Origin of the sequence: Candidatus Devosia phytovorans, assembly GCA_029202405.1 — a bacterium.
GTDB classification, from domain to species: domain Bacteria; phylum Pseudomonadota; class Alphaproteobacteria; order Rhizobiales; family Devosiaceae; genus Devosia; species Devosia phytovorans.
Genome location: CP119312.1, coordinates 4,105,724 through 4,121,979 on the forward strand (window position 1 = coordinate 4,105,724; position 16,256 = coordinate 4,121,979).

Sequence of the window (16,256 nt, forward strand, 5' to 3'; positions counted from 1 at the left end):
TGGCGCCGAAGGTTCAAGACCCATGTGATCACGCAAGCGTAACATTGCTCTTGTAGCCTCGAAGGCTTATCTCTCCCCTCAGGTTTGACGAGGTGTTTCATGGCGGGTCCGGCGGCACGCAGGCATTCGGTTGGAGTTCAGGTCGGCGGCGTGATGGTCGGCGGCGGCGCGCCCGTGGTCGTGCAATCGATGACCAATACCGACACGGCCGATATCGACGCGACGGTCAAGCAGGTGATGCAACTGGCGCGGGCCGGCTCGGAAATCGTCCGCATTACGGTCGATCGCGACGAATCCGCAGCGGCCGTGCCTGTTATCCGCGATCGCCTGAGCTTCATGGGCTATGACGTGCCGCTGGTGGGGGACTTCCACTACATCGGCCACAAGCTGCTCACCGATCACCCAGCCTGCGCCGAGGCTTTGGCCAAATACCGCATCAATCCGGGCAATGTCGGCTTCAAGGCCAAGCGCGATACACAGTTTTCGACGCTGATCGACATCGCCAATCGCTACAACAAGCCGGTGCGCATCGGGGTGAACTGGGGCTCGCTCGATGAGGAATTGCTTACCAGGCTGATGGACGAAAATGCCGCGTCCGAGACGCCGATCTCGGCTGCCGCCGTGCAGCGCGAGGCCATCATCCAGTCGGCACTACTTTCGGCCCGTCGCGCCGAAGACCTCGGCATGGGGCGCGACCGGATCATTCTGTCGACCAAGGTCTCTGATGTCCAACATCTGATCTCGGTCTACGAAGACCTTGCTGCACGCTGCGACTATGCGCTGCATCTGGGGCTGACCGAAGCGGGCATGGGCACCAAGGGCGTGGTCGCTTCGTCGGCGGCGCTGGGGATCCTGCTGCAGCAGGGTATCGGCGATACGATCCGCATTTCGCTGACGCCAGAGCCGGGTGGCGATCGCACCACCGAGGTCAGGGTGGCGCAGGAATTGTTGCAGACCATGGGTTTCCGCCAGTTCCTGCCGGTCGTCGCGGCCTGCCCGGGCTGCGGTCGCACCACCTCGACCACATTCCAGACGCTGGCCAAGGACATCCAGGATCACCTTAATGTCTCCATGCCGGAATGGCGCGAACGCTATCCGGGCGTCGAAACGCTGACGGTGGCGGTGATGGGCTGCGTGGTCAACGGACCGGGGGAGAGCAAGCATGCCAATATCGGCATTTCCCTGCCCGGCACAGGTGAAACACCCGCGGCCCCGGTGTTTGTCGATGGCGAAAAGGTCGTCACCCTGCGCGGCGCCGATGTGGCGGATCAGTTCAAGGTGATGGTGGCCGACTATATCGAGCGCAAGTTCGGTCAGGGCCAGAAGACGGCTGCGGAATGAGCGACCCCGACCGGGACGACGACTATCGCCCGCGCACATTTCTCCAGGTGCTCTACGGCAATCCGCGGCGCTGGATCTATATCGGCCTGCTCATTGTGGTGCTGCTTATCCTGCGCTGGACCGGCAACCTCTAGGCTGCTTCTGGCGGGATGCAGGCATCGACCCATTTGTTGCCGCAGAGCTCGGCCAGGCGTTCGACGCTGAGCCGGACCGAGGCATGGGTATCGCCGCCGGCTGGGATCATCACGTCATAGACCTTGATGGAAACGTCGAGATAGATCGGCAAGGGTGCGGGCAGGCCAAAGGGGCAGACGCCGCCGACCGGGTGGCTGGTCAGGCGCAACACATCGTCGGAACCCAGCATGCGCGGGCGCCCGCCAAAGGCGGTCTTGGATTTCTGGTTGTCCAGCCGGGCATTACCGCGCGTCACTAGCAGGAATTCCTCGTCCTTGACGCGGATGCAGAGGGTCTTGGCGATCTGGCCGGGCTCGACGCCATGCACGGCGGCGGCGAGGTCCACAGTGGCGGTGGAATTATCGGTGACTTCGACAACGAGATCAGGTGCGCGGGCGGCCAGATCGGCCTGTACGGAGGCAAGGGACAAGAGATTTCCTTCAGAACAGGCTGGCGAGTTTGTCTTCGTAGTCGGCACGCATCTTGTAGTGGACGGGCGCCGTCAGGGCGCGGCGCATGAAGTCGGGGTCGAGCTGGCGCTTGCCGTCGAGCGCCATCAGCTCAGCAACGGTGATGCGCGCGCCCTGATAGGGTGTGACCGTCACGTCCATGCCGGTTTCGACAGTGCCTGGAATTATGACGCGGCAGTAGGCGCCTGGGCGGCCCGCGCGGTGGAAGCGCTTGACGAAGCCTCGGTCACCCATCTGGGCGGCAAAGGTCATGCAGGGTGTGCGGTGCGAGGTGACTTCCATCACGACCGGACCGATGGTGAAGCGGTCGCCGACGGCAACGCGGCCGCCCTCAACACCTGAAATGGTCAGGTTGTCACCAAATGTGCCCGGCTCGATGCGGCGACCGAGTTCGTCAGCCCAGAACTGATAATCATCGGCGAAATAGATATAGATGGCTTGGTCGACACCGCCGTGATGCTTGCGGTCGCAGATGGCGTCATCCTTGATGCCCTGCGCATCGATCTCGGCGCTGGGCTGAGGGCGTTTCACAATGCCGGTGAGCGGTTTGTAGCCCTCGATATGCTGGGCGGTACCGCGGTTGACGCTGAGCAGGTTGGCCATGTCAGTTCTCCCGGCTGGCGAAATATTTCGCCGTGGCGCGCAGACCGTCGGCCTTGGGGCCAAAGGTGCGCAGGGCGGACAATGCGTCATTGACGGTCTGGTTCAATCGGGCGCGGGCGCCATCGACGCCCAGCTGAGCGACCAGCGTCTGCTTGCCGGCGTGGGCATCCTTGCCGGTCGCCTTGCCCATGGCTTCGGTTGTAGCGGTTACGTCCAAGATGTCGTCGGCGAGCTGGAAGGCGCGGCCGGCGGCCTCGGCATAGGCGGTGACGACCGACAGGGCGCGCGGATCGGCGCCGCCCAGAATGGCGCCCATACGGACGCTGGCGCGGATCAGGGCGCCGGTCTTCATGGCCTGCATGGTGGAAATGTCGTCGCCCGAAAATCCGCCCTGCTCGCCCTCGATGTCGCGCATCTGCCCTCCGACCATGCCGCCCACGCCGGAGCCGGCGACCAGTTCGGCCACGAGGCGGATACGGGTGGATGCATCAGGGTGGCATTCGGGATCGGCCAAGAGGCCGAAGGCATGGGTGAGAAGGGCGTCGCCGGCGAGGATGGCGGTGGCTTCGTCATAGGCCCTGTGCACGGTGGGGCGGCCACGACGCAGGTCGTCGTTGTCCATGGCCGGCAGGTCGTCGTGAATCAGCGAATAGCAATGCACCATTTCCACCGCCAGGCCTGCGGTCAGCGACTGGGCTGGTGGGACATGGAAAATGGCAGCAGCCTGGCGCACCAGCAGCGGGCGCAGGCGCTTGCCGCCTTCCAGCGCGCCGTGGCGCATAGCAGCCAATACGCGTTCCGCGGCAGGACCGGGGCCGGACAGGCGGCCGGCATCGAGATGCTGCGCCAATCCGGCTTCCACGGCGCGCGCGCAATCAGCGATGTCGGCGGCAAAATCATACATGCCAGTGTGCTAGCCAATTGCAGGACGCGCGGCAAGCACAGCAACGTTTTCCTTAACCCGCCATGCTATTTGCCTCTCATGGCGCGCAAGGCAAAAGGCATCTGGCGGATTCTCCGCCCTCTGGGTTTGATCATGGCAGCTCTGGTCGCCATCCCGGCCTTACTGACGCCGGTCTATCTCGTTGTCGATCCCGTCTCGGTGCCCATGCTGGAGCGCTATCTCACGGGGCGGCCGGTGGTGCGGGAATGGCGCGATATCGGCGATATTTCGGACCGGCTCAAGGCTTCGTTGATCCTCTCCGAAGACGGGCAGTTCTGCCGCCATTGGGGCGTCGATTTCGGCGCGCTGCGCGAAGAGGTCGAGCGCTATATGGAGGGTGAGGACGCGCGGGGCGCGTCGACCATCACCATGCAGGTATCGCGCAACCTTTTCCTCTGGAACAGCCCCAGCGTCATCCGTAAGGCGCTGGAAGTGCCGCTGGCGCTTTATGTCGATCTGGTTCTGCCCAAGCGCCGGATCATGGAGATCTATCTCAATATCGCCGAATGGGGTCCCGAGGGACAGTTCGGCGTTGGCGCCGGCGCACAACGGGCTTTCGGGGTTGAGCCACAAAATCTCGACTGGTACCGGGCGACGATGCTGGTGACAGCGTTGCCCAATCCCATGCTGCGCCAGCCGGGACGGCCATCACAAGGCATGCTTCGGATTGCCGGGATCATCGAAGGTCGCGTGATCGAATACGGGCAGCGCGCGGAATGCGTTGGCGAGAACGGGCGCCTGTCGCTGTGAACTGAGACGCGTTTTTCGGGCCGCAAAACCGGGAGCCACTTTTGCTGAAAACGCTTTAGGCCGCTTCTTCCTGCGCCAGCAGATCAGCCAACGCCATCAACTGGCGGTCGCGGATGCCCAGGTCCTGCAGGTGGCGGGCCGTGTTGAGCACATAGTCCACGTTGCGACCGGAGAGGCCGATGCCGGCGCGGACCATGGCGAGTTGCTGGTCAAGATCGAGATTGCCGGCGAACTGTTCGTGGCGCTCGTCGACGAGAAAGGCGAGGGCGCTGACAGTCCGGCCATCGGCGAGGCGCACCGGGCGCATGACGTCGCGATAGACCGCCGTCACCTGCTCGCGCTCCTGCAGATAGGCAAAGGCATTGGCCCAGTTGGCTTCTGCCACCTCGAACACCATGCCGCGGCAGGAACCACCGCGGGTCAGGCCGAAAACTAGGCCTGGACGGTCCACCGTTCCGCGATGGTGGTGGGAGACAATGGAGAGGCTGCGGTGGGCGCCCTTGAGCAGGCCCTGCTGCGCCGAGACATAGGCGAAGCCGGGATTCCAGATGAGGGACCCGTAGCCGAAGACCCAATGAGTGCTTTTGCTGTGCGTATCTTGCATGGTCATAACCTGAACAGAAATCTAGGCAAGCCTGCGACGGCAGGCAATGGGCGGGAATGGTTATGTGCCCTGCAGCGTGGATACCACCTTCAAATGGGTGGGACGGGCTTTGGCCCCGGCGCGTGGAAGGGTAAGACTTCCGGCCATGAAAAAACGAATCATCATCCTGGGCTGTGTCGTCATCGCCGTGGTCGGCATTTGGAGCGCCGCCTGGTTCGTGCTGGCGGGCATGGTGAAGCAGAATATCGAAGCCATGGCACAGGCCGATGGCGTGTTGAAGCCCAATGTCACCTGCGAAACGCTCAATATCGGGGGCTTCCCCTTCCGTTTCGATGCCGATTGCGTCAATGCGCGGATTGTCAGTGGTGATGTGGTGGTGGATGTGCCGGGCATTCGCGCCAGCATACGCGTCTATGCACCGACCCATCTTCTCGCCTGGGCGCAGGGACCGGTTCAGCTCAGCGATAATTTCACCGGCACGCGCAATGCGGTGGCCTGGTCCAGCCTTGAGGCCAGTGTCCGGCTCGACAATTGGCGGATTGCCCGCGCCTCGATCTCGGGCAAGGACTTGGTCTGGAGCGATACGCTGTTCGGCAATTCGGTGATTGCGCAGAGCCCGCTGACCGAACTGCATCTGTTCGACATTCCCGAGCAACATGATGCAGAGCGCAAAACGGCGGCGCTAGCCGTTTATGCCAAGGCCGACACACTCGCCTGGCCGGGACTGACGCTGACCGATACCAATGCCGAAGTGCAGCTCGAGATGAGCGGACTGCCCGACGATGTGCGGACCTGGGGTGACCCGCTGCTGCTGCCTGCGATCCAGCAAGCCGGTGGCAAACTCAATGTTGTGTCGGTACGAGCGACGGACGCGGCTTCCACGCTGGAAGCCAATGGTGTGCTGGGTGTTGACGACCAGGCGCTGCTTGATGGCCAGATCGGTATAGCCTCGACCGGCGTGGCCGAACGCATCGGTCCGATGATCGAAGAGCCTTGGCGCACACTGGTGCTGGGCACGCCGGGGCAGGATGGGGCCTATACCAATCAGCTGACCTTCAAGGCCGGCGCGATCTTTTCCGGTCTTGTTCCGATCGCCAGCATACCGCCACTATACTAGGCGTCTTCCCCGCCATCATGCTCACGGACAAATTTTGTCTCGGGAGCAGGCGGGGATTCGTGGGGGCGGCCGAAATCTGGGGCAGCAGTTTCCTGGCCGGCCGAGATGATCGAGCGGCGTATGGCGCGGGTACGGGTGAACATGGCTTCGAGCGCTGGCCCGTCGCCCATGCGCACCGAGCGCTGCAGCGCCGACAGATCTTCCGAAAAGCGGCCGAGCATTTCCAGCACGGCTTCGCGATTGGTCAGGAAAATGTCGCGCCACATGACAGGGTCCGAGGCTGCAATACGCGTAAAATCTCGGAAGCCCGAGGCGGAGAACTTGATGACCTCAGACTGCGTCGCAGTTTCGAGGTCTGCGACGGTGCCCACGATATTGTAAGCCACGAGATGGGGGATATGGCTGGTAATGGCCAGAACCATGTCGTGGTGCGCTGCATCCATGCTTTCGACCTGGCTGCCCAGGGCGCGCCAGAAGGCAGCGAGCTTTTCGGTCTGGGCGGGCGGTACTTCGGGGCCCGGGGTCAGTACGCACCAGCGGCCGGTAAAAAGCTCGGGGAAGCCAGCAGAGGGGCCGGATTTTTCGGTGCCGGCGATCGGGTGGCCAGGGATAAAATGCACGCTATCGGGAACATGGGGGCCTACGGCTTTGACCACATGTTCCTTGACCGAACCGACGTCGGTGAGGATGGCGTCGGGTTCAAGCGCCGGGGCGATAGCCTTTGCAAGGTCGGCATAGACGCCAACGGGCGCGCAGAGAATGACAAGATCGGCGCCGCGGACGGCTTCGGCGGCATCGAGCGTATAGATATCGCCCAGGTTCAGCTCACGCGCTTCGTCGAGCGTCTCCTGCTTGCGGGTGGCGATGGAAATGACCTCCACCAGACCCTGCCGGCGCGCAGCCAAGGCAATGGAGGAGCCGATCAGGCCGATGCCGATGAGGGCGAGCTTGCGGAAATGAACTGTCATGCGACCTTGACCAGTGCCTTGAGGATGCCGACGACGCCGCGCATCGCCTGTTCCGAACCGATGGAAATGCGCAGGCCATCAGTGATGCCATAGGAGGCGCCGATTTCGCGCACGATAAGCCCGCGCTCGCGCAGGGTTTCGAAGGCCAGCGCGGCGTGGTCGGCATCGGGAAACAGCACCATGACGAAATTGGCCTGGCTCGGGATGACGCGGAAATGGTTGGAGTCGTTGAGCTCTTCGGTCAGCCAGTCGCGCCATTGCGCATTATGCGCCCTGAGTTTGTCGTTGAATTCGCTGTCGCGCGCGGCTGCAGCGCCAGCCAGTTGGGCAGGCAGGTTGACGTTGAACGGGCCACGGATGCGGTTGATGGCGTCTACGACGTGGGCAGGCCCCATCATCCAGCCGATTCGTGCTGCTGCCAGACCCATCTTGGAGAAGGTACGGACCATGACGACATTGTCCGCCTCGCGCACGAGGTCGGCGCCGATGGTGTAATCGGCTGCCGTGACATATTCGGCATAGGCATTGTCGACGACGAGCAGGATGTCCTTGCGCAGCCCGGCATGCAGGCGCCGCACTTCTGCGTCCGGCAGGTAGGTGCCGGTGGGATTGTTGGGATTGGCCAGCCAGACGATCTTCGTGCGAGGTGTTACGGCAGCGAGAAGTGCGTCGACATCGGCCGTATAGTCGTCTTCGTCGACCATGACGATTTCGGCGCCAGCGGCCTTGGTAATGATCGGATAGACCGAGAAGCCATAGCGGTTCATCACCGCTTCATCGCCGTGTCCGAGATAGCATTGGGCGATCAGATGCAGCAGGTCGTCCGAGCCATTGCCACAGACAAGGCTCTCGGCGTCAATGCCATGTACTTCGCTCAGTGCTTCGCGCAGCAGGGTCGAAGAGCCCTCGGGATAGACTTCCAGATGGTCGGCGACCGAGCGGAAGGCTGCCATGGCCTTGGGGCTGGCGCCCAATGGGCTTTCATTCGCCGATAGCTTGACGGCATTGCTGCCCTTGGCGCCGGACTTGCCGGGCACATAGGGCGCAATATCGAGAATGCCGGGCTGTGGAACGGGGCGGATAAGGTCTTCGGACATGATGCCAATCTGGGCGGAAAAATCGCGCGGACCATAGTCAAACCAATGCTCATTGGCAAAGGAAAGCATCTAGCCGTGGCGTGCGGTGGCGGTGCTCAGGGTGGGGACGCGAACGAAGCGTTCCTCGCGTTTGCGGCGGGGAACGGCGGGGAAGGCTTGCTTGCGGGCTCGAACGCAGATGACGCCACTCATCGCGGGTCCGAACAGGCGCCCGGTGCGCTCGATGAGTCGGGTGGATTTGAGCACCAGCGAGCTTTGCACAGGCGGCAGGAAGAGGCCGTCGCGCCAAGCTTCGGGCACGAAGCTGTGGTCGCGCAGCAGTCGATCGAGCTGTCCGCCGGAATAGGGGTTGCCCTGACCGAACGGCGTGTTGTCGCGCTGCGCCCATATGCCTCGGCGACGCGGGACAACGATGATCAACTGTCCATTTGGGGCGGTGATGCGCCAGAGCTCGCGCATCAGCTCCTCGGCATCGGCAACATGCTCGAGCGCATGGATGGCAATGGTCAGGTCGACGGCAGCGTCGGTCAGCGGCATTTCGAGTGGGTCGCAGAGCACGGTGTGGCTCGGGCCCTCGCGCGGCCATGCCGATGCCCCCTGACGGGCCGGCATGAAAGCCAGCACGCGCTCCGCCTTTTCGAGAGTGAAGCGCAGGTAGGGCGTGGCGAAGCCGAGGCCGAGCACGCGCTTGCCGACAATGTCATCGGCAAGACCGATCACCTGTTCGCGCACGAGGGCGCGCGATATGCGGCCCAGCGGTGAGCGGTAGTAGGCAATGAGGCGAGTCACGTCGGCTGTCATGGCTGCAACTGTGCCGCTTTCTCAATGACTTGTCCATTTGGCCGGTTGTCTTGTGCAACCGCACGCCCTAGCTTCCCGGTTCTATCGCTTTGCAAGGAGTTGTGCCGTGAGTCTGATCGTCGATGTGTTTCCCGCGCGAAGCGATAATTTCGGCTATCTCGTGCATGATACGGCAACGGGCCGCACAGCGGCGATCGATGCGCCTGAAGCGGCCGCCATCAAGACTGCGCTGCTGCATCGCGGCTGGACGCTGAGCGACATCTTCATCACGCATCATCATATCGACCATGTGGAAGCCATTCCCGAGCTCAAGGCCGAGTTCGGGGTGCGCGTGGTTGGCCCGCGGGCCGAGGCCGACAAGATCGAGGGGCTGGACGAACTAGTTGCCGGCGGCGAAACGGTGAGCCTGGGCGAGACCACTTTCGATATCTACGACGCGCCGGGTCATACGCTGGGTCAGATTGTTTTCCACGACAAGGCAGGCAAGCATCTCTTTACCGCCGATGCCCTGTTCTCGCTGGGTGTCGGGCGCATGTTCGAGGGCACGCCCGGTCCGATGTGGGAAGGCGTCAAGGCTTTGCGCGAATTGCCGGACGATACCTTGGTCTATTGCGGCCACGAGTATACCCAGAGCAATGCGAGGTTCGCGCTGTTGATCGACCCCGACAACGCGGCCCTGCAGAAGCGGGCGGCCGAGGTCGATGCGCTGCGCATTGCCGGCAAGGCAACAATCCCGTTCCTCCTCGGTGAGGACAAGGCGGCCAACCCGTTCCTGCGCGCCGACGCGCCAGAACTGGCCAAATTCTACGGGCTGGAAGGTGCTGCGCCTGGCGAGGTGTTTGCCGCCATCCGTAAGGGCAAGGACAACTTCTAGTCTGAGCTTTTCGGCATTTTGAAAAGCGGTCCGGTGTAGCAGCGCCGGACCGCTTTTTGCTGTCGCATGGCTCGTCAGTGGTTAACCAAGCGTAAATAGGGAGCGGAAAGCGTTAACAAAACGTTAGCAATTGGCACGCGGATTGCCTCTAATGAGGCATAGGGCCATTGCTTATGTTTCATTTCGAGACAGGTCGGCCCGCCCTGATACAGGCGAGGCGAAAATGGCCGATAGCGAGACACATTTCTCCGGACTTCCCGTTCCCCTGGAAGCGCGCCAGCCCAGACCATCTCTCCTTCGCAATCAAACCCGGGCCGATTTTGTCAGCCAGCTGCTCGCCGGACGCGAAAAATTGCCGCCGCAACGCGAGCGTCGCCGCGGCAGCTCTGAAGGCGCCATTGGCGCCTATTCGGCAGGAGCGAAGGTTGCCATTAAGCGTATGCCCCTTGGTTATCGGACGACCATCGTCGCCTAGCCCATCGTCACGTCGCGACCGGCGCTGGTGATGGAGACGGTGAAACCGGCGACGACGTCGATCAATGCCATGACCATAAGCAGAAAGAAGACCGAGCTGGCGGCAGCGCCGGCCAGCAGGAATTCGATCAGGAAGGCGACGAAGAGCACCATGGAGAGCATGTGCTCGACGATGGACGAGCGCCCGGCATTGGTCGACTTCAGCACTTCGATGAAGAGGCAGATGATGCCTATGACCAGCAGGAAATCGCCAGCGGTGACGGCCCAGGGCGTGCCCGAGACCATGGGGATGGTGAACAGTCCATTGCTCCAGCCGGCGGGCGAGCCACCAAACACCAGAAACGCCACGATATTGTAGAGCACGAAGGGTACGACCAGCAGTGGCGGAATGAAGGGCCCATTGCGGCGCGGGGCGTGCGGGGTCGGCATGTAGACGGTTTCGGTCATTGGGGTGGCTCTCCGTTCGTTGGCAGCATGCCAGAGGAATGCAAAACGAGAAAGGCGGCCGCTGGATGCCAGCGACCGCCCTTTTTGTTGTCCGAATTCCCGAATTATTTCTTGAGCTTGAGCGGGCCGACCATCTGTTCGGGCTTCACTTCGGCGTCGAATTCATCGCCGGTGAGCAGGCCCAGCTCGATTGCCGTCTCGCGCAGGGTGCTGCCATTCTTATGAGCGGTCTTGGCGATCTTGGCGGCGTTGTCATAGCCGATCTTGCGGTTGAGCGCGGTCACCAGCATCAGCGACTGGTCGACCAGTTGCTTGATGCGCTTGTGGTCAGGCTCGATGCCGATTGCGCAATTGTCGTTGAACGACTTGGCGCTATCGGCCAGCAGCCGCACCGACTGCAGGAAGTTATAGGCGATGACCGGCTTGAAGACATTGAGCTCGAAATTGCCCTGGGATGCGGCAAAGCCGATGGCGGCGTCATTGCCCATGACCTGGGCGACGACCATGGTCATCGCCTCGGACTGTGTCGGGTTGACCTTGCCCGGCATGATGGACGAACCGGGTTCGTTTTCCGGAATGGTGATCTCGCCCAGACCCGAGCGGGGACCGGAGGCGAGCCAGCGCACGTCATTGGCGATCTTCATGAAGGCAACGGCGAGCTGCTTGAGCGCGCCCGAAGTGCCGACAAAGGCGTCGTGGCCGGCGAGCAGGGCGAACTTGTTGGGGCCGGTGACGAAGTCATGGCCGGTAAGATCTGCGATCTCCCTGGCCACGGCGACAGCATAGTCAGGGTGGGCATTGAGGCCCGTGCCGACGGCAGTGCCACCCAGCGCCAGTTCCTTGAGCTGGGGCAGGGTCGTCTTGATGGCGGCGACCGCATAGTCGATCTGGGCGACCCAGCCGGAGATTTCCTGGCCCAGGGTCAGAGGCGTCGCATCCTGGAGGTGTGTGCGACCGATCTTGACCACATCCATGAATTCCTCGGACTTGGCGTGCAGCGTATCGCGCAGGATCTGCACGCGCGGGAAGAGGTAATTCACCAGCGCTTCCACGGCGGCGATATGCATGGCCGTAGGATAGGTGTCGTTGGACGACTGGCTCATGTTGACGTGGTCATTGGGGTGCACGGGTTTTTTGGAGCCCATGGTGCCGCCAGCCAGCTCGATGCCGCGGTTGGAGATGACCTCGTTGACGTTCATGTTGGACTGGGTGCCCGAACCGGTCTGCCAGACGACAAGCGGGAAATGGTCGGAGAGTTTGCCGGCGATCACTTCATCGGCGGCGGTGACGATCAGGTCGCGGGTTGCCTCGTCGAGCAGGCCCAGCTTGTGATTGGCCAGGGCTGCGGCTTTCTTGAGCACGCCGAAGGCGGTGACGATCTCGGTCGGCATCTTCTCGCCACCGATGTCGAAATTCATCAGGGAGCGTGCCGTCTGCGCGCCGTAATACTTGTCGGTCGGGACCTCGATGGTGCCCATGGTGTCCGATTCAACGCGCATGCTCATATAGTCACTCCCGGATTGGCCGCGACGCTGGCGGCAGACTTTCAACTGGCCCATCAGACCAGGGACGCAGGATCCCGTCGGTCTGATGGCAAAGCAAAACGGCCGATCTCAAAGGAGACCGGCCGTCGCAATATCACAGATCCAGCGCAGTTTGCGCCTCGTCTTTGGAATTAGTTCTTGGCCGCGAGGACCTGGCGACCGCGGTACATGCCGGTCTTGAGGTCGACGTGGTGCGGGCGGCGCAGCTCGCCGGAATCCTTGTCCTCGACATAGGATGCGCTGGCAAGGGCGTCGGCCGAACGGCGGAAACCGCGCTTCATTGGCGAGGTTTTGCGTTTTGGAACTGCCATGGTCCGGTCCTTTTGAATTCAATATCGTTGCGCCGCCAGGGCGGCCCAGAGACTTATCTCTGAAGGGATTGGTGGGCTCTATAGAGCAAGTCTGAAGGCTTGGCTAGAGGTTATGAAGGAGTCGAGACGGGGATTCTTTGTTCCCGGATCGACGGCGCCCGCCTCAGGCTGCCTGTGCGCCGGCAACCGGTTCGGCACCCTCGAGATCCCAGATCGTGCTCAGGCGTTCGGCGGCCATCGGGGCAGCTGGAACACGGAAGACACGATCGGCACAATCGAGCGCCAGGCGGAAGCGGGTGCGGCTCAGCGGATCGGCCACGAGTTCGTCGCTGGACCCCACCCAAAGCACATGGCTGCCCTTGGCCAGGAGGAAAAGCTCGGCGCCGGCGAAAGCAAAACGATCGAGGCTTTCACTGACGAGGCCATAGGTCTGACCCGAGCGGCCCAGCCAGGTGCTGTGCCGGCCAAAGCCGTGAACCACCACATTGTTCTCGATGATGCCAGCCATCCTCAGCGCCCCATCCCTGTTCCAACGAACAAGAACAAAATTAGAACAAAATACGAAGCACGTCAAGCGGCGCGTATCGTCATCACTAGATGTATGTGAGTGTTCGTTGATGTCGTCAATATGTTGTGGTTATGCCGTGTGTCCGGTGGTTTTGCGGCGCTCTTCGACGCGCGCCTGAAACTCGGGCGTCAGGGACCGGCCGAGGCCTTTGTCGACTGCGTCGAGAATCAGCGCATCGGACTGGGTTTCGATGGCGGATTTTAGGCGTTCCATAAAGGCCGCCGCCGTGAGGCCCGGCTCTATGGGCGGCAGAAAACGCCCCTGGGCGGTGCCCGGCCAGATCAACAGGCTGTTACGTCCCCAATAGAGCCCGGAGTTGAGCGCCACGGGCACCACCGGTACCTTGAGTTCGAGATAGAGACGCACGATGCCCTGGCGATAGTCGGCCGGTGCCAGCGGTGCCTTGCGGGTGCCCTCGGGGAAGATGACGATACGACAACCGCGGTCGGCAGCGTCGTGGGCCTGGGCCATCATCAGGGGAATGGCCTCGGCGCCCTTCTTGCGGTCGACCGCAATGCAATCGAGTGAGCGCGCGGCCCAGCCGAAGAAGGGAATATCCATCAGCTCCTTCTTGACCACATAAGCGGGGCGATGGGTGTGGGGGAAGATGGCGAAGACATCCCAGTCGCTCTGGTGCTTGGCAGCGATGATGCAACCGCCAGCCGGGATATTTTCCTCGCCGGTCATCTGCGTTTTCACTCCCGCGATGAAGCGCAGCAGGATCACGTTGGACCAGCACCAATAGTGCGCCAAAGCCCAGCCGAGCTTCGAGCGGCCGCCGGCGATGCGACCGACGAGCGCGATCAGGATGGCGAGGATCGCGGTCTGGCCGATGAACAGCAAGTAGAAGACAGCCGTGCGGATCGATTGGATGACGGCCATGGTTCCTCCTGCGCTGCAGTGGGCTGCAGCTATGCGTCGGCCTTGGCGAAGTGGTGCCGCAGGTCGGTCAGTTGTTGCGGGCTCAGCACCCTCTTGGGGAACACCCTATACAGCCGATCGGATTCAAAGAGCAGAAGGATCTTGTCGTTTTCCGTCCATCCCGGGAAATGGCTCCAGGGCATGTCGAAGCTGCCATATTCGGTTTTGACGGTGAGCTTGTCGTCAGTCCAGGCGTAGCCGAAATCGCCGTGCAGGGAGCGCTGTTGTCGGAAATTGCGCCGGGCCAGCGTGGGGATCAGCCAGAGGGTCCATGCCAAGATAATGGCAAAGGGCAGGATGGAGAGGCCGAGGATGAGACCCGGATTACTGGCAATCGCCGACGGATCGGTCTTGCCTGTCACCAGATAGGTGAAGAGGATCAGTCCAGCAAACCAAAGGCTGATATAGGCCACGATGACTTTGGGGCGGCTGAGGTTCTTGCCGGCGAAAAGTCGTGCGGCCTGGATCAGATCGGCTTCGGCGAAGCGAAATGTCTCGGTCTGCCCCGCTGCCACTTACGAGGTCTCGCTCAGGAAGCGACGGACGGTGACACGGGAGGTGATGGCGGTGAGGGCTGCAATCACCGGAATTACGGCAGCAATGCCGATAATGCCACCGGTGCCGAGCGAGAAGCGTCCGAACAGCACGCCAAGCTGGGCACCGGCTTCGCTCGACAACATATTGCCCGCCGCAGTGCCGATCAGCGCAAAGAACAGCAGTGCTGCGACGGCGCCGAGCAGGCCACCCTGGAGGCCAATGGAGAGGAAGCGCCCCTGGAATTCGCCAGCAATGAAGCGGTTGGAGGCGCCGATATAATGCAGCACATCGACGATCTCGCGATTGGTCGCCATGGCGCCGCGCGTGGCAAAGACGATCGCCAGCACGGTAGCTGCGCCGATCAGCAGCAGGACCAAGACACCCGACAGTACGACGGTGCCAGCCATGGTGTTGAGCTGCTGGCGCCAGGCGGCATGGGTATCAAGGCTCGCGCCATTGATCGCGCCCAGGTTGCGTTGCAGTCCCTCAATATCGGCATCGACCGGATCGGCGAGCTGGACCACGACAAGGCGGGGGATTTCAATGGCCGTCAGGTCAAGGCCGGCACCAAGCCAGGGCTCGAGCAAAGCTTCGCTTTCCTCGACGGTCAGGGCGCGGGCAGAGGCGACGCCGGGGGTCGATTGCGCCAACGAAACGGCGGTGCGGATATTGGAATCCATCACCTCGCCCTCGACGGGGCGTATCTGGATGGTCACCTCGCGGCCGGTATCGGCCGACCAGGCAATGGTGGATTTCTGGACCAGCACCACGCCACCCAGCGTCACCGCCGAGAGAAAGCTCATGATGGTGATCAGCAGCAAAAGCGTGCGTCCAGCGACGCTCTTTTCTGGAACGATGGGTGCAGCGCCCTTGCGGGCCGGCACGATGCGGCGAAGGCGCTCAATCATGGATGGTGAGCTCCCCTTTTTGCAGCAGCATGCGCGGATAGTTGAATTTATCGAGGAGCGGCAGTTCGTGGGTCGCCAGAATGATCGTTGTGCCCAGCGTGCGATTAAGCTCGGCGAAAAGATGCACGAGGCGGCTCGACAGTTCCGGATCGACATTTCCGGTCGGCTCGTCGGCCAGCAGAACCTTGGGCCGGGCGATGACGGCGCGGGCAATGGCGGCGCGCTGTTTTTCGCCACCGGACAGCAGCGAGGGCAGGGCATTCATGCGTTCGCCCAAGCCGACCCATTCGAGCAGTTCGGTGACATTGGGGCGATATTCGCTCTCGGGCTGGCCCAACACGCGCAGCGGCAGGGCGACGTTTTCAAAGGTTGTCAGGTGGTCGAGCAGGCGAAATTCCTGGAAAACAATGCCGATGTGACGGCGCATCTGCAACAGGCGATCGTGCGTGAGGTTGCCGACGTCCTCGCCAAACATGGTGACATTGCCGCGGCTGGGCTTGAGCGACAGCAGCAGCAGGCGGAGCAGGCTGGTCTTGCCAGAGCCGGAGGGGCCGGTCAGAAAGTGAAAAGAGCCGGGCTCGACCGAAAAGGTCAGGTCCCGCAGGATCTCCGGACCATTGCCGTAGCGCAATCCGACATTGGAAAACTCGATCAAGAGTGCCTGGCTCCAGTATCGTCCGCCGATCGGCGAATCAGGTGTTGGGCGCAGCATAACAGCCATAGAGGCCGCATGCGCTGCCGGGCCGTGTTGGCGGTATGAAAGCGGCACAAATGTGGTGGATTATCATTGGACTGGACGCAGTT

21 protein-coding genes are annotated in these 16,256 nt (G+C 62.2%); 6 read left to right on the plus strand and 15 right to left on the minus strand.

The genetic code is table 11. The features are described 5' to 3' along the window. The first annotated feature begins 99 nt into the window (after nt 1-99). Both ispG and P0Y65_20155 read left to right on the plus strand, forming a co-directional pair. Complete coding sequence (gene ispG, locus P0Y65_20150; GenBank protein ID WEK04457.1) at nt 100-1,341, plus strand: flavodoxin-dependent (E)-4-hydroxy-3-methylbut-2-enyl-diphosphate synthase; 1,242 nt, start codon at nt 100-102, stop codon at nt 1,339-1,341. Next, nucleotides 1,338-1,475, plus strand: a complete 138-nt coding sequence (locus P0Y65_20155) for a hypothetical protein (protein ID WEK04458.1) — start codon at nt 1,338-1,340, stop codon at nt 1,473-1,475. Before ispG ends, P0Y65_20155 begins: the two co-directional genes overlap by 4 nt. On the opposite strand, the gene P0Y65_20160 is transcribed toward P0Y65_20155, so the two are convergent. Genes P0Y65_20160 through P0Y65_20170 form a run of 3 tightly spaced genes read right to left on the minus strand, consistent with a single transcriptional unit; the run spans nt 1,472 to nt 3,492 of the window. After that, nucleotides 1,472-1,945: a YbaK/EbsC family protein gene (locus P0Y65_20160; GenBank protein WEK04459.1), complete on the minus strand. Its 474-nt coding sequence runs from the start codon at nt 1,943-1,945 to the stop codon at nt 1,472-1,474. The two genes, P0Y65_20155 and P0Y65_20160, sit on opposite strands and share 4 nt — an antisense overlap. 10 nt (nt 1,946-1,955) lie before the next feature. Then, nucleotides 1,956-2,588 carry an MOSC domain-containing protein gene (locus P0Y65_20165; GenBank protein WEK04460.1) on the minus strand — a complete coding sequence of 211 codons (633 nt, stop codon included), beginning with the start codon at nt 2,586-2,588 and terminating at the stop codon, nt 1,956-1,958. A gap of 1 nt (nt 2,589) precedes the next feature. After that, nucleotides 2,590-3,492 carry a polyprenyl synthetase family protein gene (locus tag P0Y65_20170; protein ID WEK04461.1) on the minus strand — a complete coding sequence of 301 codons (903 nt, stop codon included), beginning with the start codon at nt 3,490-3,492 and terminating at the stop codon, nt 2,590-2,592. A gap of 132 nt (nt 3,493-3,624) precedes the next feature. Between P0Y65_20170 and P0Y65_20175 the strand changes: the two genes are divergently transcribed. Next, on the plus strand, nt 3,625-4,281 hold the full coding sequence (locus P0Y65_20175) for a transglycosylase domain-containing protein (protein WEK04462.1): 657 nt from the start codon (nt 3,625-3,627) through the stop codon (nt 4,279-4,281). A 55-nt stretch (nt 4,282-4,336) separates the two neighbouring features. Here the strand turns inward: P0Y65_20175 and P0Y65_20180 are convergent, their stop codons facing one another. Then, nucleotides 4,337-4,885: a gamma-glutamylcyclotransferase gene (locus tag P0Y65_20180; protein WEK04463.1), complete on the minus strand. Its 549-nt coding sequence runs from the start codon at nt 4,883-4,885 to the stop codon at nt 4,337-4,339. Nucleotides 4,886-5,030: 145 nt separating this feature from the next. On the opposite strand from P0Y65_20180, the gene P0Y65_20185 reads away from it, so the two are divergent. Further along, complete coding sequence (locus P0Y65_20185; protein WEK04464.1) at nt 5,031-6,002, plus strand: DUF2125 domain-containing protein; 972 nt, start codon at nt 5,031-5,033, stop codon at nt 6,000-6,002. Here the strand turns inward: P0Y65_20185 and P0Y65_20190 are convergent. The 3 genes from P0Y65_20190 to P0Y65_20200 all read right to left on the minus strand — a co-directional run bounded on the left by P0Y65_20190 (nt 5,999) and on the right by P0Y65_20200 (nt 8,856). Next, nucleotides 5,999-6,970 (minus strand): prephenate/arogenate dehydrogenase family protein, encoded by a 972-nt coding sequence (locus tag P0Y65_20190; protein WEK04465.1) that lies wholly within the window; start codon nt 6,968-6,970, stop codon nt 5,999-6,001. The two genes, P0Y65_20185 and P0Y65_20190, sit on opposite strands and share 4 nt — an antisense overlap. Continuing rightward, complete coding sequence (gene hisC, locus P0Y65_20195) at nt 6,967-8,067, minus strand: histidinol-phosphate transaminase (protein WEK04466.1); 1,101 nt, start codon at nt 8,065-8,067, stop codon at nt 6,967-6,969. The genes P0Y65_20190 and hisC overlap by 4 nt, the downstream gene beginning before the upstream one ends. A 69-nt stretch (nt 8,068-8,136) precedes the next feature. Next, entirely contained in the window at nt 8,137-8,856 is a 720-nt protein-coding gene (locus P0Y65_20200; protein ID WEK04467.1) for a class I SAM-dependent methyltransferase, read from the minus strand. Nucleotides 8,857-8,974: 118 nt separating this feature from the next. On the opposite strand from P0Y65_20200, the gene gloB reads away from it, so the two are divergent. Together gloB and P0Y65_20210 are read left to right on the plus strand one after the other, a co-directional pair. After that, complete coding sequence (gloB, locus tag P0Y65_20205; protein WEK04468.1) at nt 8,975-9,742, plus strand: hydroxyacylglutathione hydrolase; 768 nt, start codon at nt 8,975-8,977, stop codon at nt 9,740-9,742. A 223-nt stretch (nt 9,743-9,965) separates the two neighbouring features. Then, nucleotides 9,966-10,217 (plus strand): hypothetical protein, encoded by a 252-nt coding sequence (locus P0Y65_20210; GenBank protein ID WEK04469.1) that lies wholly within the window; start codon nt 9,966-9,968, stop codon nt 10,215-10,217. On the opposite strand, the gene P0Y65_20215 is transcribed toward P0Y65_20210, so the two are convergent. The 8 genes from P0Y65_20215 to ftsE all read right to left on the minus strand — a co-directional run bounded on the left by P0Y65_20215 (nt 10,214) and on the right by ftsE (nt 16,107). Then, nucleotides 10,214-10,645 (minus strand): hypothetical protein, encoded by a 432-nt coding sequence (locus P0Y65_20215; protein WEK06856.1) that lies wholly within the window; start codon nt 10,643-10,645, stop codon nt 10,214-10,216. The genes P0Y65_20210 and P0Y65_20215 overlap by 4 nt on opposite strands. Before the next feature lie 122 nt (nt 10,646-10,767). Continuing rightward, nucleotides 10,768-12,168: a class II fumarate hydratase gene (fumC, locus tag P0Y65_20220; protein WEK04470.1), complete on the minus strand. Its 1,401-nt coding sequence runs from the start codon at nt 12,166-12,168 to the stop codon at nt 10,768-10,770. Nucleotides 12,169-12,338: 170 nt separating this feature from the next. Further along, nucleotides 12,339-12,518 (minus strand): 50S ribosomal protein L32, encoded by a 180-nt coding sequence (gene rpmF / locus P0Y65_20225; protein ID WEK04471.1) that lies wholly within the window; start codon nt 12,516-12,518, stop codon nt 12,339-12,341. 163 nt (nt 12,519-12,681) lie between these two features. Continuing rightward, entirely contained in the window at nt 12,682-13,026 is a 345-nt protein-coding gene (locus P0Y65_20230; protein WEK04472.1) for a hypothetical protein, read from the minus strand. A gap of 129 nt (nt 13,027-13,155) precedes the next feature. Then, nucleotides 13,156-13,968, minus strand: a complete 813-nt coding sequence (locus tag P0Y65_20235) for a lysophospholipid acyltransferase family protein (GenBank protein ID WEK04473.1) — start codon at nt 13,966-13,968, stop codon at nt 13,156-13,158. Nucleotides 13,969-13,997: 29 nt separating this feature from the next. Beyond that, a complete protein-coding gene (locus P0Y65_20240) occupies nt 13,998-14,522 on the minus strand; it encodes a YcxB family protein (GenBank protein ID WEK04474.1) in 525 nt (174 codons plus the stop codon). Continuing rightward, a complete protein-coding gene (locus P0Y65_20245) occupies nt 14,523-15,452 on the minus strand; it encodes an ABC transporter permease (protein ID WEK04475.1) in 930 nt (309 codons plus the stop codon). It abuts the gene before it with no gap. Then, on the minus strand, nt 15,445-16,107 hold the full coding sequence (ftsE, locus tag P0Y65_20250; protein ID WEK04476.1) for a cell division ATP-binding protein FtsE: 663 nt from the start codon (nt 16,105-16,107) through the stop codon (nt 15,445-15,447). Before ftsE ends, P0Y65_20245 begins: the two co-directional genes overlap by 8 nt. Nucleotides 16,108-16,256 lie beyond the last annotated feature (149 nt).